This is a genomic window from Mesorhizobium ciceri biovar biserrulae (assembly GCF_001618845.1).
Taxonomy (GTDB): Bacteria; Pseudomonadota; Alphaproteobacteria; order Rhizobiales; family Rhizobiaceae; genus Mesorhizobium; species Mesorhizobium ciceri.
This window is the reverse complement of the sequence record NZ_CP015064.1, coordinates 3438027-3460350: the sequence shown is the minus strand read 5'-3', so window position 1 is coordinate 3460350 and position 22324 is coordinate 3438027. Positions and strand designations below refer to the sequence as shown.

21 protein-coding genes and 2 tRNA genes are annotated in these 22324 nt (G+C 61.7%); 18 read left to right on the top strand and 5 right to left on the bottom strand.

Going from position 1 to position 22324, the window contains the following annotated elements; all coding sequences use genetic code 11:
• Positions 1 to 3: 3 nt before the first annotated feature.
• Positions 4 to 1188 (bottom strand): FIST signal transduction protein, encoded by a 1185-nt coding sequence (locus tag A4R29_RS16155; protein WP_050580471.1) that lies wholly within the window; start codon positions 1186 to 1188, stop codon positions 4 to 6.
• Positions 1189 to 1451: 263 nt separating this feature from the next.
• On the opposite strand from A4R29_RS16155, the gene A4R29_RS16150 reads away from it, so the two are divergent.
• The 6 genes from A4R29_RS16150 to A4R29_RS35635 all read left to right on the top strand — a co-directional run bounded on the left by A4R29_RS16150 (position 1452) and on the right by A4R29_RS35635 (position 8604).
• Positions 1452 to 1949, top strand: a complete 498-nt coding sequence (locus A4R29_RS16150; RefSeq protein WP_013531265.1) for a (2Fe-2S)-binding protein — start codon at positions 1452 to 1454, stop codon at positions 1947 to 1949.
• A gap of 113 nt (positions 1950 to 2062) precedes the next feature.
• Positions 2063 to 4411, top strand: a complete 2349-nt coding sequence (locus A4R29_RS16145; protein ID WP_013531266.1) for a xanthine dehydrogenase family protein molybdopterin-binding subunit — start codon at positions 2063 to 2065, stop codon at positions 4409 to 4411.
• A 113-nt stretch (positions 4412 to 4524) separates the two neighbouring features.
• Positions 4525 to 5322, top strand: a complete 798-nt coding sequence (locus A4R29_RS16140) for an FAD binding domain-containing protein (protein ID WP_063172334.1) — start codon at positions 4525 to 4527, stop codon at positions 5320 to 5322.
• Positions 5323 to 5728: 406 nt separating this feature from the next.
• Positions 5729 to 6751, top strand: coding sequence for an acyltransferase family protein (locus tag A4R29_RS16135; protein ID WP_013531268.1), 1023 nt, complete (start codon positions 5729 to 5731; stop codon positions 6749 to 6751).
• Between the two features lie 247 nt (positions 6752 to 6998).
• A complete protein-coding gene (locus tag A4R29_RS16130) occupies positions 6999 to 8378 on the top strand; it encodes an L-lactate MFS transporter (protein WP_063172333.1) in 1380 nt (459 codons plus the stop codon).
• Positions 8379 to 8487: 109 nt separating this feature from the next.
• Positions 8488 to 8604 (top strand): MFS transporter small subunit, encoded by a 117-nt coding sequence (locus A4R29_RS35635; protein ID WP_013531270.1) that lies wholly within the window; start codon positions 8488 to 8490, stop codon positions 8602 to 8604.
• A gap of 33 nt (positions 8605 to 8637) precedes the next feature.
• On the opposite strand, the gene A4R29_RS16125 is transcribed toward A4R29_RS35635, so the two are convergent.
• The 3 genes from A4R29_RS16125 to A4R29_RS16115 all read right to left on the bottom strand — a co-directional run bounded on the left by A4R29_RS16125 (position 8638) and on the right by A4R29_RS16115 (position 10419).
• The gene (locus A4R29_RS16125) at positions 8638 to 9135 is read right to left on the bottom strand and encodes a GNAT family N-acetyltransferase (protein WP_063172332.1); all 498 of its coding nucleotides are present in this window, start codon (positions 9133 to 9135) and stop codon (positions 8638 to 8640) included.
• Positions 9132 to 9890: a copper homeostasis protein CutC gene (locus tag A4R29_RS16120; RefSeq protein ID WP_395316739.1), complete on the bottom strand. Its 759-nt coding sequence runs from the start codon at positions 9888 to 9890 to the stop codon at positions 9132 to 9134. Before A4R29_RS16120 ends, A4R29_RS16125 begins: the two co-directional genes overlap by 4 nt.
• 97 nt (positions 9891 to 9987) lie before the next feature.
• Positions 9988 to 10419: a cupin domain-containing protein gene (locus A4R29_RS16115; protein WP_024503833.1), complete on the bottom strand. Its 432-nt coding sequence runs from the start codon at positions 10417 to 10419 to the stop codon at positions 9988 to 9990.
• Between A4R29_RS16115 and A4R29_RS16110 the strand changes: the two genes are divergently transcribed.
• The 5 genes from A4R29_RS16110 (at position 10337) to A4R29_RS34650 (ending at position 12837) form a co-directional block, all read left to right on the top strand.
• Complete coding sequence (locus A4R29_RS16110) at positions 10337 to 10615, top strand: hypothetical protein (protein ID WP_164753782.1); 279 nt, start codon at positions 10337 to 10339, stop codon at positions 10613 to 10615. The genes A4R29_RS16115 and A4R29_RS16110 overlap by 83 nt on opposite strands.
• Before the next feature lie 28 nt (positions 10616 to 10643).
• On the top strand, positions 10644 to 11132 hold the full coding sequence (locus A4R29_RS16105; protein ID WP_063172330.1) for an Hsp20 family protein: 489 nt from the start codon (positions 10644 to 10646) through the stop codon (positions 11130 to 11132).
• Positions 11133 to 11200: 68 nt separating this feature from the next.
• Positions 11201 to 11656 (top strand): hypothetical protein, encoded by a 456-nt coding sequence (locus A4R29_RS16100; RefSeq protein WP_063173704.1) that lies wholly within the window; start codon positions 11201 to 11203, stop codon positions 11654 to 11656.
• Entirely contained in the window at positions 11556 to 11999 is a 444-nt protein-coding gene (locus A4R29_RS16095; RefSeq protein ID WP_338039653.1) for a DUF982 domain-containing protein, read from the top strand. Before A4R29_RS16100 ends, A4R29_RS16095 begins: the two co-directional genes overlap by 101 nt.
• 481 nt (positions 12000 to 12480) lie before the next feature.
• Positions 12481 to 12837, top strand: coding sequence for a hypothetical protein (locus tag A4R29_RS34650; protein WP_167355179.1), 357 nt, complete (start codon positions 12481 to 12483; stop codon positions 12835 to 12837).
• A 328-nt stretch (positions 12838 to 13165) separates the two neighbouring features.
• On the opposite strand, the gene A4R29_RS16085 is transcribed toward A4R29_RS34650, so the two are convergent.
• Positions 13166 to 13240: transfer RNA gene (locus A4R29_RS16085), tRNA-Asn, on the bottom strand.
• A 224-nt stretch (positions 13241 to 13464) separates the two neighbouring features.
• On the opposite strand from A4R29_RS16085, the gene A4R29_RS16080 reads away from it, so the two are divergent.
• From A4R29_RS16080 to A4R29_RS16050, 7 genes are all read left to right on the top strand, one after another.
• The gene (locus A4R29_RS16080) at positions 13465 to 13722 is read left to right on the top strand and encodes a hypothetical protein (protein ID WP_024503836.1); all 258 of its coding nucleotides are present in this window, start codon (positions 13465 to 13467) and stop codon (positions 13720 to 13722) included.
• 288 nt (positions 13723 to 14010) lie between these two features.
• Positions 14011 to 14084, top strand: a tRNA-Cys gene (locus tag A4R29_RS16075).
• Between the two features lie 90 nt (positions 14085 to 14174).
• Positions 14175 to 14843 carry a protein-L-isoaspartate O-methyltransferase family protein gene (locus A4R29_RS16070; protein ID WP_063172329.1) on the top strand — a complete coding sequence of 223 codons (669 nt, stop codon included), beginning with the start codon at positions 14175 to 14177 and terminating at the stop codon, positions 14841 to 14843.
• A gap of 181 nt (positions 14844 to 15024) precedes the next feature.
• Entirely contained in the window at positions 15025 to 16416 is a 1392-nt protein-coding gene (locus tag A4R29_RS16065) for a TolC family outer membrane protein (protein ID WP_013531279.1), read from the top strand.
• 214 nt (positions 16417 to 16630) lie between these two features.
• Positions 16631 to 17449: a PopZ family protein gene (locus tag A4R29_RS16060; RefSeq protein ID WP_013531280.1), complete on the top strand. Its 819-nt coding sequence runs from the start codon at positions 16631 to 16633 to the stop codon at positions 17447 to 17449.
• 218 nt (positions 17450 to 17667) lie between these two features.
• Positions 17668 to 20451: a valine--tRNA ligase gene (locus A4R29_RS16055; RefSeq protein ID WP_063172328.1), complete on the top strand. Its 2784-nt coding sequence runs from the start codon at positions 17668 to 17670 to the stop codon at positions 20449 to 20451.
• A 359-nt stretch (positions 20452 to 20810) separates the two neighbouring features.
• Positions 20811 to 22031, top strand: a complete 1221-nt coding sequence (locus A4R29_RS16050) for an OmpP1/FadL family transporter (RefSeq protein WP_063172327.1) — start codon at positions 20811 to 20813, stop codon at positions 22029 to 22031.
• Positions 22032 to 22324: the final 293 nt, after the last annotated feature.

The following is a 22324-nucleotide window of genomic DNA, read 5'->3' as shown; positions in this document are numbered from 1 at the left end:
GTCCTATTCCGCCGCCTGGCGCTCGCCGAAGGCGATGCCGGTGAAAGTCTGGTTCAGATGCATCGACCGGTACTGTTCGCCATAGGTGCCGAAGCCGATGACATTGTTGACCCGGTAGAGTTCCGAGATCTCGCGAAACACCTGCCGATTGCGTGCGTCCAGCCGGCGCAGCACGCAGTCGAAGCCGAGGATCATGTCGATACCGCCAAGCCTCTCCTCGACGTCGCGCAGGGCGGCGCGCGTCGATTCGACCATGTCCTTGGGCTGAGCGATCGACAGCACGACGCCATCGTCTATGGCGCAGAAGAACGACAGCGAGCCGTCGGCATGCATCTTCTGGATCGACCGGCAATAATATTGTCCGCCCACCTTCACCACCACGGGATGCGAGGCGAAGCTCAGTGGCGTCAGCATCTGCGCGACGATACCGACGGACGCGGCATATTCCTGCGCCGCATTGGTGGCGTTGAACTCGCGCACGATGCGGTGATCTGGATCGGAAGCCGTCACCACCAGTTTCTCATCGGTGGGAACGAAATTGTCGGTCTTGAAGACATGGAAGGGAATTTCGGTCGATATCAGCACGATGATGGCGCTGTCGGAGGTGACCTTGCCGTTCGAGATCAGGCGCGTCGTCTCGAATTTCAGATCGTCGCCGGCGGAGCCGCCAAGCAGCGGAATGTCATCGAGACCCCAGTGGATGGCTGAACTCACCGCTTCTTCGGCATAGGAGAGCCCGTCGATGAAGCAGAGCGCGAAAGTGCCTTTGGTCCGATCGCAACCGAGGCGCGCGCGCAGCGATCGCCGCAGGGTCTCGACCTCGCCGGTGATCCTGTCCATACCCGACGAGGACAGATTTTCGACCATCACGCTGACGGCGGTAAACGCGGGGGACGGAAGCAGCATGGCCAGCACATGACCATCCTCGAGACCTTGCGGCGTGATCTCGCCGGCAGTCGAGCAGCCGGCGTGGTGGAGCGCCGGCGCGTGGGTCATGAGCGCCTGGGAAAGGGCGCTGGCTTCGACCAGGCTCTGGGAAAAGAACAGCAGGGCAAAGCCCGCGTCGATGGCGGCTGCTTCCAGTGCGATCGCCTTGGCGAACGCCTCCATGTCGGGCTCGTCCGTGGTGAGCGCCGACAGGCCGCATGCATAGCGCGTCTGTGAATTGGCCAGCGATGTTCTCCGCATTTCCTCCGACGCTTTTTTGTGCGCGGCTGTTTTAAATGCTTCTGGCGCGCGGGCGTCGACCGACATTGTTGCCTTCAATCGGCGGTTTGGCAATGGGGCCACCGGCACCGCATGTTTGGGGGCGGCCATGACCGAAAGTACAATGTGCCGCGTTTGCGACGTGCTGTTTTTTGTCCGATGTGCAGTGTACCAATAACGCATGGCCGATGCGCCAACGCCGCGTTGGCAACGTGATGACCAAGGTTGATACCCAGGGAGGGACCATGTCGGACGTTTCGTTGATGGTGAACGGAAAGCGGGTCAGCGGTGCTGCCGAGGACCGAACACTTCTGGTTCACTTCCTGCGGGAAAATCTCGGCCTTACCGGCACGCATGTCGGTTGCGACACCTCGCAATGCGGTGCCTGCGTCGTCCATGTCGACGGCAAGGCGGTCAAATCCTGTACGATGCTCGCGGTGCAGGCCTCCGGCTCGACCGTGTTGACGATCGAGGGCCTGGCCAATGGCGCCGACCTGCATCCGGTGCAGGCCGCCTTCAAGGAACATCACGGGCTGCAGTGCGGCTTCTGCACGCCGGGCATGATCATGACGGCGACCGACATGATCGGCCGCCACCCCGAGGGGCTCGACGAGGCGACGGTGCGTGCCGAGCTCGACGGCAACATCTGCCGCTGCACCGGCTACCACAACATCGTCAAGGCGATCCTCGCCGCATCGACGACGATGAAGGGGTCGAAGGGTAAGGCGAAACAAGCGGCTTGAACGAGGCAGTAGGGCAATAAGGCAGTAGGGCAGTAGGGAATCGGAGCCAATTTTTCCCTACTGCCGTACTGCCCTACTCACCTACTCCCCTACAATCTCGGGAGGAATTTCTGATGGGCATTGAAGGTGTTGGCGCTCGGGTCGCGCGCAAGGAAGACAAACGATTCATCACGGGCGCCGGCCGCTATGTCGACGACATGGTGGTTCCCGGCATGAAGCACGCCGCCTTCGTGCGCAGTCCGCACGCGCATGCGCAGATCAAGAAGATCGATGTGAAGAAGGCCCAAGGCATGCCCGGCGTCATCGGCGTGCTGACCGGCAAGGAACTCAAGGCCGATGGCATCGGCAATCTCATCTGCGGCTGGATGATCCACTCCAAGGACGGCTCGCCGATGAAGATGGGGGCATGGTCGCCACTCGCCTTCGACCGGGTCCGTTATGTCGGTGACGCCGTCGTCATTGTCGTCGCCGAGACCAAGGGGCAAGCGCGTGACGCCGCCGAGGCGGTCGAGATCACCTACAAGGAGTTGAAGGCCGTCGTCGACGCCTCCAAGGCGATGGACAAGGGTGCGCCGCAGATCCACCCCGAAGCGGACAACAATCTGATCTTCGACTGGGACATCGGCAATGCCGACGACACGGAAGCGGCCTTCGGGAAGGCAGCCCATGTCGTCAAGATGGACATCATCAACAATCGGCTGGTGCCTAACGCCATGGAGCCGCGCGCCGCACTTGGCCATTACGACAAGGCCGAGGATCACTACACCTGCTGGACGACCTCGCAGAACCCGCATGTGGCGCGGCTGGTGATGAGCGCCTTCTACAATGTCGCGCCGGAAAACAAGCTGCGCGTGATCGCGCCCGATGTCGGCGGCGGTTTCGGCTCAAAGATCTACATCTATCCCGAAGAGATCGTCTGCCTGTGGGCGTCGAAGAAGACCGGCGTGCCGGTCAAATGGGTGGCTGACCGGACCGAGAGTTTTCTGACCGACGCGCATGGCCGCGACCATCACACCCATGCTGAAATGGCCTTTGACAAGGACCACAGGATCCTCGGCCTGAAGGTCGAAACCCAGGCCAATCTCGGCGCCTATATGTCGCTGTTTTCGTCGGCGACGCCGACCTACCTCTATGCGACGCTGCTGTCGGGCCAGTACAATATCCCGGCCATCCATGCCAATGTGAAGGCGATCTATACCAACACCGCGCCCGTCGATGCGTATCGCGGGGCAGGGCGGCCGGAAGCGACCTTCGTCATGGAGCGCATGATGGAGACGGCGGCCCGCCAGTTCGGCGTCTCGCCGGCCGAGCTGCGGCGCAAGAACTTCGTCACAGCGTTTCCGCATCAGACGCCGGTCATCATGTGCTATGACGCCGGCGACTATGCCGCTTCGCTCGATGCGGCAATGAAGGCGTCGGATTATGCCGGCTTTGCCAAGCGCAAGGCCGCCGCCGCCAAGAAGGGGCTGCTGCGCGGCATTGGCATGAGCTGCTACATCGAAGCCTGCGGCATCGCGCCGTCTGCTGCCGTCGGCTCGCTCGGCGCCGGTGTCGGCCTTTGGGAATCGGCGGAAGTGCGCGTCAACGCGGTCGGCACGATCGAGGTGCTGACTGGCTCGCACAGCCACGGCCAGGGCCATGAGACGACCTTCGCGCAACTGGTCAACGAGCGCTTCGGCGTGCCGCTCGATTCGGTCTCGATCGTGCATGGCGACACCGACAAGGTGCAGATGGGCATGGGCACCTATGGCTCGCGCTCGGGTGCAGTCGGCATGTCGGCCATCGTCAAGGCCCTCGACAAGGTCGAGGCCAAGGCCAAGAAGATCGCGGCACACCTGCTCGAAGCCGACGAAGGCGATATCGTCATCGAGAATGGCGCGCTGAAGGTCGCCGGCACCGACAAGAACGTGCCGTGGTTCCAGATGGCGCTGGCCGCCTACACTGCCCACAACCTGCCGGGCGGCATGGAGCCCGGGCTGAAGGAGACGGCGTTCTACGATCCGTCGAATTTCACCTTCCCGGCGGGCTGCTATATCTGCGAGGTCGAGGTCGACCCGGAAACCGGCGTCACCGAGATCGTCCAGTTCGTCGCTGCCGACGATTTCGGCAACATCATCAACCCGATGATCGTCGAGGGCCAGGTGCATGGCGGGCTGGCGCAAGGCATCGGCCAGGCGCTGCTCGAAGGCGCCCATTATGACAATAGCGGCCAGCTTTTGACCGCGAGCTACATGGACTACACCATGCCGCGCGCCGGCGATCTGCCGTCGTTCAAGGTTTCGACCTCGAACACGCCTTGCCCGGGCAATCCGTTGGGGATCAAGGGCTGCGGCGAGGCCGGCGCCATCGGCTCGCCGCCGGCGGTGATCAACGCCCTCACCGACGCCATCGGCAGCAACGATCTTGCCATGCCGGCTTCGCCGTCCACCGTCTGGGCCGCGATCCGCGCGACGAAACACTGAAGGCGAATAGCGAATAGGGAGTAGCGAATAGGGAAGAGAAGGCGGTGCGACTGGATAGATCCTATTCGCTATTCGCTACTCCCTATTCGCCCATTCACCCAAGGGAGAATTCCATGTACGCAGTCAACTATCACCGCGCCGCCTCGGTCGCCGATGCTGCCAAGCTGGTCAAGACAGGCGACGCCAAGCTGCTTTCGGGCGGTATGACGCTGATCCCGGCGATGAAGACGCGGCTTGCCGCGCCGTCAGACCTTGTCGACCTGTCGCGGATCGCGGAGCTGCAGGGCGTCAAGGTGTCGGGCAAGACCGTCACCATCGGCGCCGCGACCACGCATCACGCCGTTGCCAATGACGAGAAGCTGAAGAAGGCCTGTCCGGCGCTTGCCCATCTGGCGTCACTGATCGGCGATCCGGCGGTGCGCCACAAGGGGACGATCGGCGGCTCGATCGCCAACAACGACCCGGCGGCCGATTATCCGGCGGCGCTGCTGGCGCTGGGCGCCACCATTATCACCAACAAGCGCGAGATCGCTGCCGACAAATTCTTCAAGGGTCTGTTCGAGACCTCGTTGAAGGAAGGCGAGATCGTCACCGCGGTCACCTTCACCGCGCCGGCCAAGGCGGCCTATGAAAAGTTCCGCAATCCGGCATCGCGCTACGCCATCGTCGGCGTGTTCGTTGCCAAGGGCAAGGATGGCGTCAGCGTCGCCGTCACTGGAGCCGGCGATGACGGCGTCTTCCGCTCGAAGGAAATCGAGGCAGCATTGGCCAAGAATTTCGCGGCCTCGGCACTGGAAGGTGTGAAAGTGCCGGCGAAGAATCTGATGACCGACATCCATGCCTCGGCCGATTATCGCGCCAATCTGATCGCGGTGATGGCCAAGCGCGCGGTTGCGGCAGCCAACGCCTGAGAAACTGTTTGGAAACTCTACTCCGGCGGCCATCTGATGGCGTTTTCTGTGCTTCCGGTGCTCACGTACCAAAAGCACGCTCCGCTCCGGTTCTCGAAACCACCACCATATGACTCGCCAGGGCGAGTTTCGAAACAGTTTCTAATACGATCGGTCGCAGACAAGGAAAGGGGGCCTCCGTGGCCCCTTTTTCTCGTGCGGCGGCCTGCATCCGTTCAGTTGCTGCTGGCATGGCCGCCGCACTGCTTGAAGCAATTCCGGCCGATACATCGCCCGGACCTGATCCGGCAGCAATCTCGCACTTGCACAAATTCATATTGCACTGCAATATGGACTGGGCGGGAATGCGAGCTGGGTTCGAAATGTACCGTCGTACCCTTCGCATACCTATTGCGAGAGGATCGGCATGACCGACATTTCCGCGACGCATGTCGTTCCGTCCCGATCCGCCGCCGACAGATCAACCAGAACAAGACTGGCCTATCTCGACGGCTGGCGCGGGCTTTCGATCGCGCTGGTTCTGATCGGCCATTTCTTTCCGGTTCCGGGAATCAATCTTGGCGTGCTGGGCGTCGAATTCTTCTTCGTGCTCAGCGGCCGGCTGATGGGCGAGATCCTGTTCATCGAACGCTACCCGCTGAAAAAATTCTTCAAACGCCGCTTCTCCCGCATCTATCCGGCTCTTCTGGTCTTCGTAGTCGTCGCGATGATCGCGCTCTCCGGCACGTTCCTCGCCTTCAAATGGAAGGCCGCGCTGACGGCGCTGACATTCACCTACAATTATGCCGGCATTCTCGTGGCTCGGGCAGGGGCGCTCGACCATATCTGGTCGCTCTGCATCGAGGAGCATGCCTACATCATCCTGGCGCTGATCAGCGTCATCGTCTCAAGTCGCTCTCGCGTGGTCGTGCTGCTCCTGGCGCTGGCCTTGCTGGCCATGGCCAATGGCGCGGTTTCGTACTGGGTCTTGGGGATGGACTACGAAACCACTTATTGGCGCACGGATGTGCACATCGCGTCGATCCTGCTGTCGGCTTCGATCTGCCTGCTCAAGGCCGACGGCAGGCTGCCGGCGTTTTTGAGAGGCAAGCATGTGGCCCTGGTGGCGACGGTCTGTGCCGTTGTCCTGTTCCTGGATCGGGTGCCGACGCCGATGCACTATCTCTTCGCGGTGCCGCTGCTGGCTCTGGCCGTCAACGCACTCGATTTCAGCCCACGGTATTTTTCCGGATTGCTGTCGTCCTGGCCGATGGCGACGCTGGGGCTGTGGTCGTACTCGCTCTATTTATGGCAGCAGCCGTTCTACAAATTCGTCTATGAGCAAGGCAGCGCGCCGATACCGATGCTGGCCGCGGTCTTCGCTTGCGCGGCCTGCAGCTACTACCTCATAGAGCGCCCGGCGCGCGAATGGCTCAACCGCAACTGGTGAATGCCGTCGTGCCCGGCCAGATGATCGTGAGTGCAGGTGGAGGGATCGCGCTTCATAAGAAGACAGTCAATTAATTGTTTCTAATCTAACTTTCGGGAAGGCAATGACCTGCTTTCCGATCTGGGCCAGTCTCATTAGACATTGGTCGTATGGCAGGCATTCCTTATTGCCTCGCCGGCTTACCCGCCTAGTTTGTTCGCAGGACACATCTGAGAAGATGGTTCGAAGACGCATCTGGGAGGATGGAATGGATACGACCGGGGAAAGGGCGGGCGGCTGGCTCGACCGCTCACGCATTGTCGCCGAGCCTGGCTTCAGCAGGTGGATGGTGCCGCCGGCGGCGCTCTGCATCCACCTTTGCATCGGCCAGGCCTATGCGTTCAGCGTTTTCAACTTGCCGATGTCTAAGCTGATCGGCATCACCGACTCGGCGCCCGACGACTGGAAATTGACCGGCCTCGGCTGGATTTTCTCGATCGCGATCCTGTTCCTGGGCATTGCGGCGGCGTTCGGCGGTGGCTGGCTGGATCGCGTCGGTCCGCGCAAAGCCATGGTCGCTTCTGCCTGCTGTTTCGGCGGCGGCTTCATTGTCTCGGCGCTCGGGGTCTATCTGCACCAGTTGTGGATCATCTATCTCGGCTACGGCGTGCTGGGCGGCATCGGTCTCGGCCTCGGCTATATCTCGCCGGTCAAGACGCTGATCACCTGGTTTCCGGACCGGCCGGGCATGGCAACCGGCATGGCGATCATGGGCTTCGGCGGCGGCGCCTTCATCGCCTCGCCGCTGTCGGTTTATCTGATGAAGCTGTTTTCGACGCCTGAGCACATCGGCGTCGCCGAAACCTTCCTGGTGCTGGGCATCGTCTATTTCGTCTTCATGCTGATCGGCGCCGTTATCGTCAGGGTGCCGCCGGAGGGCTGGAGGCCTGCCGGATGGACGCCGCCGGCGGCACAGAATGCGATGGTGACGACGTCCAATGTCCATCTCGACGATGCGTTGAAGACGCCGCAGTTCTGGCTGCTGTGGGGCGTGCTGTGCCTTAATGTGACGGCAGGGATCGGCGTGCTCGGCCAGGCCTCGGCGATGAGCCAGGAGATGTTTCCGGGACGCATCACGCCTGCCGCTGCCGCCGGCTTCGTCGGCCTGCTGTCGATCTTCAACATGCTCGGCCGCTTCTTCTGGGCCTCGACCAGCGATTATATCGGCCGCAAGACAACTTATGCCATCTTCTTCGCGCTGGGCGTCGTCCTCTATGCGGCGGTGCCGTGGACCGGCCAGACCGGCAGCGTTTTCCTGTTCGTGCTGTTCTACGGGATCATCCTCAGCATGTATGGCGGCGGCTTCGCCACCATTCCCGCTTACCTGCGCGACGTCTTCGGCGTGCGTTACGTCGGCGCCATCCATGGCCGATTGCTGACCGCGTGGTCGGTGGCGGGCGTGCTTGGCCCGGTGCTGGTGAATTATATCCGGCAGTACCAGATCGACAGCGGCGTTGCGAAGGCCGACGCCTACACGGTCACCATGTACATCATGGCCGGCCTGCTGGTTGTCGGCCTCCTGCTCAACCTGATGATGCGGCCCGTCAATGCGCGCTTCCACATGAAGACCGAACCAGCGGTGGCTTAGAGTCAGTTCCATCCCGATAGAATCGGGATGGGCTCTATCTTATTGTTTGAGCATGATCTTTTCCGAAACCGGAGTCCACTTTTCGGGATCAGCTCTGAGGAGACCGACCATGGCGCAAGACAACGAGAATTCGATCAAACTCACGCTGGCCTGGCTGCTGGTCGGCATCCCGTTGGTCTGGGGGTTCTGGATGACGCTGGTGAGTGCGACAGCCCTGTTCCAGTAGTCCTCGTCTTCGTGCGCGGATCTGCCTGGTCTGTCAGGCGCTGATCTGCCTGGCGTAATAGCGCACCGCTTTCTTGCCGCCATGGATGACGGCGCCGCCGGCCTCGACGAAGCCGAGCGCGGCGTGAAAGGCATCCGAGGCGGGGTTCGGCGGGGCGGTGTTGACTTCGCAGGTGACCAGCGTGTGGCCGGCGCGCTCAACATGGCCGAACAGGTCCTGATAGAGCCGGCGGGCGTGGCCGCGGCCGCGTGCGTGCGCCGCCACGACGACCCGGTCGACATAGACGAAGCGCTCATAGCGCTCGCGGAACCACAGGAAATTCGGGCTGTCGTAGCGGGCGTCCTTGTCGAAGGTCATGATGAAGGCTTCGAGATCGCCGATGCGCCTGGTGTAAAATGCTTCGCCAAGCAGGAAGGACAGCCGCTCAGCCTCCAGCCACGACAGTTCCGCGGCATGCTCGTTGTTGAGCGCCAGGATCGCCGCTTCGTCTTGGGCCGATACACGGGCTATCGGGGCAGGGGTCGAGGTCATGCCTTGGCTGCCGCGATCGTTGCCGCCACCAGCGCTGTGTCGGTCAGCGTGTTGCGATACTCGCGATCGAGATCGGAGCCACCCATGCCGACATGGGGATTGCGGTAGTCCATGGCACTCGGCACATCCTTGAGGGCGGCAAAATGCATTTCGGACAGGCCGGTTCTGCTGCGCACTTCGGCAATGTTGTGCAAATCCAGTCCGCCGCAGCCGAGGATGACGATGCGGTCGCCGGCCTGCCGCACCAGATCCGCCAACAGCGGCAAGCCTTCGATGGCAGTGTCACGCTGGCCGCTGGTCAGCACGCGGCCGACCTTGCTGCGGATCAGCGATTCGAGCGCCTCGGCCGGCTCGCGCGTCATGTCGAAGGCGCGATGGCAGGTGACGTTCAAGGGGCCGGCGGCCTGCGTCAGTTCGCTCATGCGCGCCTCGTCCATGGTGCCATCGGCGTTCAGGCAGCCAAACACCACGCCGGGCACGCCGAGTTCGCGCAGTGCCGAGACATCTGCCAGCATCGAGGCATATTCGGTCTCACTGTAGAGAAAATCGCCGCCGCGCGGCCGCACCATGACGTGAAACGGCACGTTTGCCTGCTCGATGGCGGCGCGGATCGTGCCGAGGCTTGGCGTAATCCCGCCTTCGACGAGGCTGGCGCACAGTTCGACCCGGTCGGCGCCGGCGGCTTGCGCCGCGAGAAGGCCGTCAATGCCTTCGACACAGATTTCGATCAGCGGCAGGCGGAGAGCTTTGGTCAAGGGGCGATCCATTCCATGATTTCCCGGCCAGCCCTACCACCGCGCCGGTTGCTGCGAAAGCGCAAACAGACTTTCGCGCCGGGCACGGACTTCGCGGTTATTGGCGCAATTCCGTGTTCTTGGCGCCTTGCTCGACCTGATCGATCACCAGAAGCTTCACCTCGATATCACCGATATTGGTGGCCTGATGCCACTGGCCGATCATTTCGATGATGAAATCGCCGGCCTTGTAGGTGTTGCTGTCGCCGGTCTCGACATTGGTGACCTTCAGCGTGCCGGCCTGGACATAGGCATAGCGCGGGAAAGGGTGCCTGTGGACCGGCAAGGTCGCGCCCGGCGCGATGTCGTAGGTCGAGACCAGCACCTGCACGTTCTTCTGCGGCAGCGTGATCGGTTGGCCGGACGCGGTCGTCGTGCGCGACGCAAGAGGGGTCACGACGACAGGCGTGCCGCTGCTGTCCAGCGCGTGGGCCGGGTTCGCGGAAAAGGCTGCCGCGAGCAGCAGTCCTGACATCAAAATTTTTCGCATGATTCGCATCCACCCCTGGCGTCAACATCGCGCAGTGGCCACCAGCACGCAAGGCAGCGCCTTGGGCACCTGCCTGCCGGCCAAAAATATTTTTGTCGCCCCTCTTGAAGGAAAAAAACACGATTACCAGATCGTTTTCCGTCGAGGCTTCGGCTCGACATACTGGCGTCGCAGCGACGCTGCGACAGCCTCGTAATCCATGTTGCTTCACGGAGGATATGGCTATGAGAAGCTCTGATTATACCCCTCTTTACCGCACAACGGTCGGCTTCGACCGTCTCTTCGATATGCTCGAAAAAAGCGTACGCTCCGACTGGCCTCCCTACAATATCGAGAAGACCGGCGAGAACGACTATCGCATTACGATGGCTATCGCCGGCTTCGCTCTCGATGAGGTCGAACTCATGCAGAACGGCCCCGAATTGTCTGTCGTCGGCCAAAGGAAACCCGACCAGGAAAATCGGGAGGTCCTTCATCGCGGCTTGGCGACGGGCAACTTCAAGCAGGTGTTCAAACTTGCCGACCACGTAAAGGTCAAGGCGGCCAACCTCGAGAATGGCTTGCTGTCAGTGGACCTGGTCCGCGAAGTGCCCGAGGAACTCAAGCCTCGGCGCATTGAGATAGGGTCCGAAGCCAAAGCGGGTTCGCTCGAGCAACCCGGCAAGAAGCAGTTGATCGACTCGGATGCGGAGCCTCAACGCGAGGTCGCCTGATCACTGGAAGCTAAATCTACGGTCCGCCTCCCGGTTCGGCCGGGAGGCACAGATCGCGGAGAATGGAGATGAGAACCGAAACTTACAGTTTTCACCAACCTGAACCGAAAAATCTTGCCGCGGAATCCGCCGGATTGCGGACGCCAGATGATGTGCTGAACGAGGAGACGATGACGATCGGTGCAAAGCGGGCTTTGCTCGCTTTCTGGGCTTCCGACGTTCATGCGGTTCCTGACAATCCCGCGTTGCGGCAATTGGACAACGGCGCCATCGTGGAAGTCAGCGACATACTTCGCGCACTCCGCCTTCTGGACGAAACCGGGCGGGAACCGCGTGTTTCAAAGGGGTCGGGAACCGTCAGCCTGTCTTTCGACCGGCGCCGCAAGAAGAGCCGGCTCGGTTGGATGCGGCGCCCCTGGCGAGATGACGATGATGATCCGCCGCCAATCCCGGCCTTTGCAACGGTGCCGCCCGGGCGTGGAGGCGGCGGCATGTTGGCCGAGCCGGAGCATGCAATCGCATGATGACCCAAGCCAGCAACAACCCACGTGCGGAATGGAGGATCACATGAGTTACAGGACGTTCGACCGACCGGTCCTGGTCAAGAATGGCGAGTTCGTTCAAGAAATAGGGTGCCTCGACGATGCGTTCGACTTCTTTGAGGAGTGGCCAAGGGAACGGCGAGGTCCGATTTTCGAAACGGCCTTTCGAGCTTGCCAGCGTGCTCACGACGGCCAGGTTCCGCTGACAGTGGCGCGCGATGCCGTCGCCGGCTTCGCAAGATCCGTCAAAATCTTGCAGGACCCGCTTGCCCAATTCCCTTGGATGGACGGCACAAGGTCAGGTCGTGGTGGGGTAACCGCTTAGCCTTGATAAGGGGCGGCCCCATCAGGATGGTCCGGCTGCATGGTCGTCGTTTCCGCATCGCTACAAGGTGAGCTGCCCTGCCAGCTCACCTTTGCGGGCGGTTGTTGTTCGAGCCGTTAGTACGGTTTTTTGGCGGGCGCGTCCGCGTCGCCATCAGCGGCATGCGACACTCTCGCAGATTATGCCACGGCCCTCAGCGGAGGCTCCGCCATTGTGCCCAGGCCGTCGCATTCCGTGCAGGCACCCGTCTTTCCGGGGCAGCCACCCCGATGGGTTCCCTGCGGGCAGCAGTGCCCGTTTGACGCATACCATTTGGAGCAGTCGAAAACCCTGCCGCTGCCATGACAGCGCGGGCATTCCATATTCGATGAAATCATACCAATTCTTGCCCAACCCAAACGCACTCGCCCCATGCCGCAAGTAACAGGAATCATTGCGCTTTCAAGCACATTGCCCTGACTTAAATTGGGGGGATCGACGGATGGCCGGCATCGATGGCGAACTATCGTTGCGCCGTAATTACGTTGCTCGTGAAAACCTTGCTCGTCACAAGCCGGGTTGGGCATTGGTCGGCACCAGCAGGCTGCGCCGCCTTGTCCGGTTCCTTGTCGGCAGTGACAGCGACTACGTCGCCGGACTGCGCGTTGGCGGCCTGTGTGGCCGTGGACGCGAAGAGGACCGTCTGAGTGATGAGAGCCGAAACCGCGGCAACCTGGACCAGCACGGCGGCAAGGGCGATCTTCTTGAGCATGCGAGAAAACGCTTTTTGGCGCTCCCGGTTCCCCCGCATTCGGGTTTTCGGCTTGCTGCGGGAACAAGGGACCGGCAGTGCGGTTAACTCGATTATGCCGAGCAAGATCAAAGAACCACCATCGAAGCCCGAACCGGAGAAGCTACCTGTCCGACGTCGGGACAAAGAAGCCCCGCCAGAGCTTGAACATGTCGACCCGCCACCACGAGATGTGCGAGAGGCACCGGTACCCAATCCGGACGGCGACAAGAGATGAAATCCTGATGAGATCGCGGTGATGAGATCGCCGTGATCGAAGCGCGCTGCATAGCGGCGCTGGGTCAAATTGAGAATCAACCTGCTGACTGCGGTTTTCCAGACATGCCATAGATCAGCCCCTATGGGCGACCTGACCGTCTCAACGCTTTGAAGAATTTGGCTCCCCGGGCCGGATTCGAACCAGCGACCAACCGGTTAACAGCCGGTTGCTCTACCACTGAGCTACCGGGGAACGGAGGCTCTTATGTGAGTGGCGCAGCCTATAGCTGCCCTTTTCGGCTTTGCAAAGAAGCTTTTCACATTTTTCCGAGGCTTTTTCGCGCAGGCCTTTCTCGCAATCGTCGAAGGATGCCCTCATATTAGCCGTCTTGGCAGGGATATGGAACCGAAAGCGCGGCGGCGGCTTTGGTTTGAGCATGCTTGCTAACGATCGAAACGGGTCAATCTTTCGAGGCGATGACAGCACAAGACAACCAGATGCCGGCGCGCAAAATCTCCGTTTTCGGGCGCGAGTTCAAAATGCCGCGCTCGCGCGGGCTCAGAATCACGATCGGCATCCTGCTGACCATCGGTGGCATCCTCGGTTTCCTGCCGATCCTCGGCTTCTGGATGGTTCCGCTCGGATTGCTGGTGCTGTCCTATGAATTCGCCATGGTCCGCCGTCACCGGCGTCGCTTTGTCGTCTGGTGGGAACGGCGTCGCCGGCCCGATTGACCGCCGATAGCGCAAGGTGGTGTTTCAGTGGGCGGCCTGCTCTTCCAGTGCCTCACGGATCTGCTTGAGAACAGCCGCGGCCGAGGCAAGCCTTGCCCTGTCATGCGCCGACAGGATGCGTTTCTTCTCCCATCAGGCTATGCTTAACTGTCCGCTAATAAAGCGGTCCGATGATTTACCGGACGCCGTCCGGACTGACGCGAGGAAACCGTTCGGAATGCAAGGTGGCCGCTTGACGGCATTTTCGCCGCAACCTATTGGAACCGGGTGGAACGCCGGGAGCAATGAGGCCTCGTGGCGGAGTGGTTACGCAGAGGACTGCAAATCCTTGCACCCCGGTTCGATTCCGGGCGAGGCCTCCAATGCCCGGGCCCCCGCGCGGCAGCGCAGGGGCCTGAAGTTCCTGACACAATGGACCGCGGTTCTGGCGCGGCAAGCGGACTGGTTGGGACATGAGCGCTGATTTCTCCGAACTACGCGTCAAGATGGTCGACGGCCAGGTCCGCACCACTGATGTGACCAGCGCGCCGCTGCTCGATGCAATGCTTGTCGTCCCAAGAGAGATGTTTGTCGGCGCCGCCCAGCGCGATCTCGCCTATATCGACGAGGACATCCGCATTGCTACCGGCGCGGACGGTTCGCGCTACCTGATGGAAGCGTCGCCGTTGGCCAAGCTTATCCAGCTGGCCGAGATCAACCCGACCGATTCGGTGCTCGATGTCGGTTGCGCAACGGGCTACGCCTCAGCCATCCTGTCGCGGCTGGCCGGGTCCGTAGTGGCGCTCGAAGACGATTCGGCGCTGGCGGAAACTGCCAGATCGACGCTTTCGTCGCTTGGCTGCGGCAATGTGACCGTCGTCCAGGGCGCGTTGCCGCAGGGGCATGCCGCCAAGGCGCCTTATGATGTTATCTTTATCGGTGGCAGTGTCGCGGAAGTGCCGGCCCCGTTGCTCGACCAGCTTGCCGAAGGCGGCCGACTCGTCGCCGTCGAAGGGCAGGGCAATTCCGGCGTGGCCCGTCTCTTTTTCAAGGCCGGGGGGGTTGTAACCGGAAGACGTGCATTTAATGCGGCAATTAAGCCACTACCGGGGTTTGAACGCATTCGTGCTTTCGAATTCTGAATGATTTGGCCTTGCAGCAGAGGCTTTGTCATGGTCGCTTGCATTTGAACGATCGCTGCTGATGCCAAACTGGGGGCACTTTGGGGGTGAGCAGCAGGGAACACGAACACGCGGCGCCGGCTGATCTATGAGAGAAGCAGGCGCGGCGCGGTTCCCATGGAAAACGAATGAGGGTTTAACCGTGCCGTCTTTACGCAAGTCACTTTTCACCGCCGTCCTCGTTTCGGCGACCATGCTGTCCCCACTGGCCGCTTCAGCCGAAACCATCTCCGGCGCGCTTGCAAAGGCCTACCAGTACAATTCTTCACTGAATTCGGCCCGTGCCGGCGTTCGCGTCACCGATGAGGGTGTCGCCATCGCCAAGTCGGGCTACCGCCCGGTTGTCACCGGCTCGGCGGATATCGATTATTCGAGCAGCCATCTCAACGGCACCAATTCAAGCGTGCGGCTGACCACCGGCAATTTTGGCGTTCAGATCGACCAGACGCTGTTCGACGGCTTTCAGACCAGGAACAATGTTGCTGCCGCTGAAGCGCAGGTCCGGGCCTCGGTCGAAAGCCTGCGCAACACTGAAGAGGGCATCCTGTTCAGCGCGGCGCAAGCGTATATGAACGTCATTCGCGACCGGCAGGTCGCCGTGCTGACCGAGCAGAACCTGCAGTTCCTGACCGAGACGGCGCGCGCGGCGCGTTCGCGTTTCGAAGTTGGTGAAGGCACACGCACCGATGTCGCCCAGGCCGACGCCTCACGCGCCGCCGCCGTGGCATCGCTGAGTGCTGCCCGGGCGCAGGCGCTGGCAAGTGCGGCGCTCTATCGCCAGATCGTCGGCGACGAGCCGGGCAAGCTCAAGGGCGCTTCGCCGGTGGCAAAGCTGTTGCCGTCGAGCCTCGCCGCCGCCGTCGGGGTGGCCTCGAACGAGCATCCGGCCATCCTTGCCACGCAGCATCTGGTCGACGCCGCCGCGTTTTCGGTGAAGTCGGCCGAAGGCGCGCTGTTGCCGCAGCTGTCGGCTTCCGCCGGCGTTTCGAGCGCCTATCGCAATACCTCGCCTTTGCCAGGCGTCGGTTCGCAGGATGGCACGACCAATTCGGCCAGTGTCGGGGCAACGCTGACCATCCCGATCTATTCAGGTGGCCGCACCTCGGCGATCGTGCGCCAGAACAAGGAATCACTCAGCCAGGCCCGCATCCAGGTCGACGTCAGCCGCGACCAGGTGCGCCAGGCCGTAACCGCCGCCTGGACCGAGTACACCGCCGCGCAGCAGCAGCTGACGGCCAACAGGCAAGTGATCGAAGCCGCGAAGCTGGCACTGAACGGTGTCATCGAAGAGCGCAATGTCGGCCAGCGCACCACGCTCGACGTCCTCAATGCGCAGGCGACGGTCATCACCGCCCAGATCAACCAGGCCGGTTACGAACACGATGTGGTGGTGGCGAGCTACGCCATCCTGCAGGCGACCGGCCGTCTGTCCGTCGACCGCCTTGGCTTGCAGGTAGCGAAATACAAGCCTGAAGAGCACTACAACGCGGTCAAGGACAAGTGGTACGGACTGCGCACGCCGGACGGCCGCTGAGGCGTTCGGCCTAAACTGGCGTGTTCCTGGTTTGAGCAGGATCTTTCGCGCTGCGGCTCTCGGGTTCAGATGGCGCTAATCTGTTGAAATCCCACAAGTCCCCAGATTGGGGATTCTCGTGCGGCGATCCGTCGGTTACGCTGTGGCCATGATTCGATCCGGCTCTGCCGGAGCGGAAAACCCAACAGGGGTCACAAGGGCGGCGGATGTGACGATGGCAACGGCAAGCAGCGCACAGCGCGAACCTTCCATGGAAGAGATACTGGCTTCCATCAGGCGGATCATCGAGGACAGCGACGGCGGCCGCAAGCAGCCGGGCGACGCCGATGAGCTGAGCCAGGATCTGGAGCGCGCGTCGAGCGCCTATGCAGCCCCCGACGTGGAAGCATTTCGTGCCGACCTGCATGCCGCCCCCGAGGGCAGGAAGCCTGTCACGCTGGCGGAAGTCCAGTCACAGCTGCCGCCGGCCGAGCCGGTGGTGGCGCGCATGGAAACGCCGGTGCGCCCCGATCCCAGCCCGGCAAGGCCATCGATGACACTCGCCGAGGTCAGCGCCCGCGTTGCAGCGGAGCCAATCACGGCTGAAGCGCCAATATCGCGTCCTGTCGCCGACGCTTCCATCGCCGATTGGCGTCGCGAGATCGCCGCGGTTGGCGAGCAGGCCAGGGCGGTGTCGGACCGGAGCGAGGCACGCAAGACGGCTGCCCAGCCGTCCGTGGAGGCTCCAGGGGATGAACCGGCCGCGAAACCGGCTACCGAGCCGTCTCGTCCGGATGCAAGCGTGGTGCGGCCGGTGGCGGCCAGCGACGCGCCGCGTCCGGCGATCGTTTCCGAGCACACCGGCCGTCAGGTCGCGGCTGCCTTTGGCGAGCTTTCCGACGCGTTTGCCAGCCGCAGCAAGAAGACATTCGACGAGATGGCCGAAGAGATGCTGCGGCCGATGCTGCAGGATTGGCTCGACAACAATCTGCCGACACTGGTCGAAAGGCTGGTGCGCGAGGAGATCGAGCGCGTGGCGCGCGGGGCGCAGTAGTTCCCCATGCCGATTGCCCAGAGGAAACGGCGCCTTCGTGGCGCCGTTTCTTTTGGTGAAGTCGTTGTCGGCAGGACGACGGATCGCGTTCCGTTGAAATGACTGAGGCCGCGCCTATCTGGTTGTGAGGGTCCGAGACAGCCCTTGCGGTTGACTTGGCCAAAACCTTCCGATTTACACCGGACCAGCAAACTCCCGACAGCGCGGACCATTTTCCCATGCTTGAAAAGACCTACGACGCCAAAACCGTCGAGCCGAAGATCGCCAAAGTCTGGGAAGAGGCCGACGCGTTTCGCGCCGGTGCCGGGGCCGAGGAGGGGGCGGAGGCCTTCACCATCGTCATCCCGCCGCCGAACGTCACCGGCTCGCTGCATATGGGACACGCGCTCAACAACACGCTGCAGGATATATTGGTGCGCTTCGAGCGCATGCGCGGCAAGAACGTCTTGTGGCAGCCGGGCATGGACCATGCCGGCATTGCCACGCAGATGGTGGTCGAGCGGCAGCTGATGGAAAAGCAGATCCATCGCCGCGACCTGACCCGCGAACAGTTCATCGAGAAAGTGTGGGAGTGGAAGGCCGAATCCGGCGGTGCCATCTTCAACCAGCTGAAGCGGCTCGGCGCCTCGGCCGACTGGTCACGCGAACGCTTCACCATGGACGAAGGCCTGTCCAAGGCGGTGCTCGAAGTGTTCGTCACGCTCTACAAGGAAGGGCTGATCTACAAGGACAAGCGTCTTGTGAACTGGGACCCCAAGCTGCTCACCGCGATCTCCGATCTCGAGGTCGAGCAGCAGGAGGTCAATGGCAATCTCTGGCACTTCCGCTACCCCGTCGAAGGCAAGGTCTTCGACCCGGAAAACCCGAAGACCTTCATCACGGTGGCGACGACGCGCCCGGAGACGATGCTGGGCGATACGGCCGTCGCGGTGCATCCCGACGACGAGCGCTTCCGGCATCTGGTCGGCAAGAACATCGTCCTGCCGATCGTCGGCCGCAGGATTCCCGTGGTAGCGGATGAGTATTCCGATCCGGAAAAAGGTTCGGGCGCGGTCAAGATCACGCCGGCGCACGACTTCAACGATTTCGAGGTCGGCAAGCGCCACAAGCTGCCGGCGATCAATATCCTGACCACGGAGGCGGCGGTAAGTCTCAGGGACAATGAGGATTTCCTTGCCGGTCTCGAGGTGACGCCGGAGCGCCAGGCGGTCTGGGACGAACTCGACGGCCTCGACCGCTTCGTCGCGCGTAAGAAGATCGTCGAGCTGATGGAAGAGGGCGGCTTCCTCGAAAAGGTCGAGCCGCATCGCCACGCCGTGCCGCATGGCGATCGCGGCGGCGTGCCGATCGAGCCATTCCTGACCGAGCAATGGTATGCCAATGCGGCGGAGCTGGCCAAACCGGCAATCGCTTCAGTGCGCGAAGGTCGCACGAACTTCGTGCCGAAGAACTGGGAAAAGACCTATTTCGACTGGATGGAGAACATCCAGCCCTGGTGCATCTCGCGCCAGCTCTGGTGGGGTCATCAGATTCCGGCCTGGTACGGGCCGGATGGGCGCGTCTTCGTCGAGAAGACCGAGGAAGAGGCGCTGAGCGCCGCGATCGAATTCTATCTGGCGCTGGAAGGACCGTGGAAGGCCTGGGTCGAGGACAAGCTGGAGAACTTCAAGCCGGGCGAGATCCTGACCCGCGACGAGGATGTGCTGGACACCTGGTTCTCATCGGCGCTGTGGCCGTTCTCGACGCTGGGTTGGCCGGACGAGACGCCCGAGCTGAAGACCTACTACCAGACCGACGTGCTGGTGACAGGCTTCGACATCATCTTCTTCTGGGTCGCCCGCATGATGATGATGGGCCTGCACTTCATGGACGAGGAGCCGTTCCACACCGTCTATGTCCATGCGCTGGTGCGCGATAAGAACGGCGCCAAGATGTCGAAGTCGAAAGGCAACGTCATCGATCCGCTCGACCTGATCGACGAATACGGCGCCGATGCGCTGCGCTTCACGCTGACGGTGATGGCGGCGCAGGGCCGCGACGTGAAGCTCGATCCGGCGCGCATCGCCGGCTATCGCAATTTCGGCACCAAGCTGTGGAACGCGACGCGTTTTGCCGAGATGAACGAGGTCGCGCGCAATGACGATTTCTGGCTCAACGACGCCAAACTGGCGGTCAACCGCTGGATCCTCACCGAGCTGACGCGGGCGGCGCGCGAGATCACGGACGGCATCACCTCATACCGCTTCAACGAGGCGGCGGGTGCCGCCTACCGCTTCGTCTGGAACCTGTTCTGCGACTGGTATCTGGAACTGTTGAAGCCGGTGTTCATGGGCACCGACGAGGCGGCCAAGGCCGAAAGCCGAGCCTGTGTCGCCTTCGTGCTCGACGAGATCTACAAGCTGCTGCATCCGATGATGCCGTTCATGACCGAGGAACTGTGGGCGCAGACCGCTGGCGAAGGCAAGCAACGCCCCTCGCTGCTGTGCCATGCCGCGTGGCCGTCGCCGGATTTCGAAGACGCCGAGGCCGCCGCGGACATCAATTGGCTGGTCGACCTCGTCTCCGGCATCCGCTCCGTGCGTTCGGAGATGAACGTGCCGCCGGCAGCCATCGCACCGCTCGTCGTGGTCGGCGCCAACGATGTGACACGCGAGCGCCTCGTTCGCGAGGATTCGGCGATCAAGCGGCTGGCGCGGGTCGGCGACATCTCGCTTGCCGATGTCGCGCCCAAGGGTTCGGCGCAGATCGTGCTCAACGAGGCGACGATCTGCCTGCCGCTTGGCAGCCTGATCGACCTCGCCGCCGAGGCTGCACGGTTGCAGAAGGAACTGGCCAAGGTGACCGAGGAGATCGCGCGCCTGCACAAGAAACTGTCGAACGAGAGGTTCGTGGCCAGCGCGCCGGCCGAGATCGTCGATGCCGAGCGTGAAAAGCTCGCCGAATACCGCGATGCACAGGACAAGCTGTCGATCGCGTTGGCCAGGGTTCGCGACGCCGGTTGAGGATAGATTCGCGAGACTTTAGACCCCTCTAAAATGCTGGTTTTCCGCCTCGAAAATCAGCATTCCGTTGCGTTAATATTGACGTAAACGGAAGTTTTAGCCCCATTGTTGCCATAATGTAACAATGGGGCTCCTGGAGCCCAAAAAAGGCCTGTTTTCGAGCCTTTTTGGATGGTTCTCCCTGTTTTTTGAGAGCCGCTCAGCCTTCACAGACCATTTTTCGGCCTTGCCGCACCCGGTTGCATTTCCTCGAAAATGCGGCTGGCCAGTGTGTACATGTACGCCCGCGAATTCGTTGTTGCACCGTTAACCTGAATTGGTTCTAGCTTGGTGCACTCGAATTCGGGGGAGGACATTTCATGACTATTCTGCGACTGAAGGCGCTGCTGGGGGCGGGCTGCTTTTCGCTGGCTTTGATCGGGACGGCGATGAATCCGGCACATGCCGGCGGCCTGGAGCGTGCTGGCTACGATATCGACCTGTTGTTCGATCCGGCTCCGTTCGCGACCGAAGCGGAAGCGACCTATGTGATGCCGGATCGCAAGTACAAGAATGCGCGCGGTCCGGGCGGAGCCGATCTCGGTTTGGGCACCTCGGCCGACGGAGCCGAAGGCTATTGGGTTCCGCGCATTGGAGCTAAGGTCCAAGTTGTTCAAGGCGTCGACTGCATGGTCGACTATTCGCAGCCCTGGGGTGCACATACGGCGCCGGGAAATGCGTGGAACGGTGCGTTTTCGAATATCGAAACCGATATCAAGAGCGACAACTACGCGGCTACCTGCTCCTACAAGATGGACGCCGGCAAGGGCCAGCTTCGGTTCATAGGCGGCGTTTTCTACCAGAAGATCTATGGCTTCAAGGAGAACTACACAGATATCGGCTTCGGCACGATGGTCGGTCGTGTCGATCTGGAGGCAGATGGCTGGGGCTGGCGTGCGGGCGTCGCTTATGAAATTCCAGATATCGCGCTGCGCGCCAGCCTTGTCTACAATTCACAAGTGAAGCTCGACAATATCTCCGGTACTCTGAACATCGGCGGCATCGTATCTGTACCGATTTACGGTGCGGAGGAGTCAATGCCGGATTCACTCGAATTGAAACTGCAGTCGGGCATCGCACCCGGCTGGCTCGCTTTCGGTTCGATCAAGTGGGTCAATTGGAGCGTCCTGCAAAGCGTTCCGATCTGTGCCCAAGGTACACCTTCCTCATTCTGCGTAACGAATGGTCTGGGCCAACTAACTTCACTCGACTTGATGTATCGTGATGGCTGGACTGTCACGGGCGGTATCGGCCACAAGTTCAATGATCAGTGGAGTGCCGCCGGGCAGCTTTCCTGGGATCGTGGCACGTCGCATGGTTATGGTGCACAGACCGATACCTGGACGCTGGGTGGTGGCGTTGCCTATACGCCCACGCCGAATATCGAGGTTCGTCTGGCAGGCGCGGTCGGTGTGCTGACCAGCGGCCACTCAGGGGAGTTGGCTGGCGAGAACGGCTACATCGCGGGCACCGATGACAGCTATGACTTCGGCAACGATCTGGTCACGGCAATTTCTGGCGGTATCAAGATCAAGTTCTAACCTGTTGAGAATTTTACAAAAAGGCCGGGCAATACCCGGCCTTTTTCATTTGGGCGGCTCTTGCCCGTGCGCCATTCCTATAGGCCGCGTGCACATAAGCCGCGCTGTTGCCGCCCTCCTGCTATTGTGACGTTTTGGCAACAGTTTCTGAACAACCCCTGCGCTGGAAGCCGGGCTGAGGAAATTGCCCATTTCCCGCCATAAACCCGGCGCACCTCGATCTTGTCTCGGGACACGCGCCAAAAGGCTCGGCGAGGGGGCAGGCCGCTCCGCCCCATTTGCAGGGAAGATGG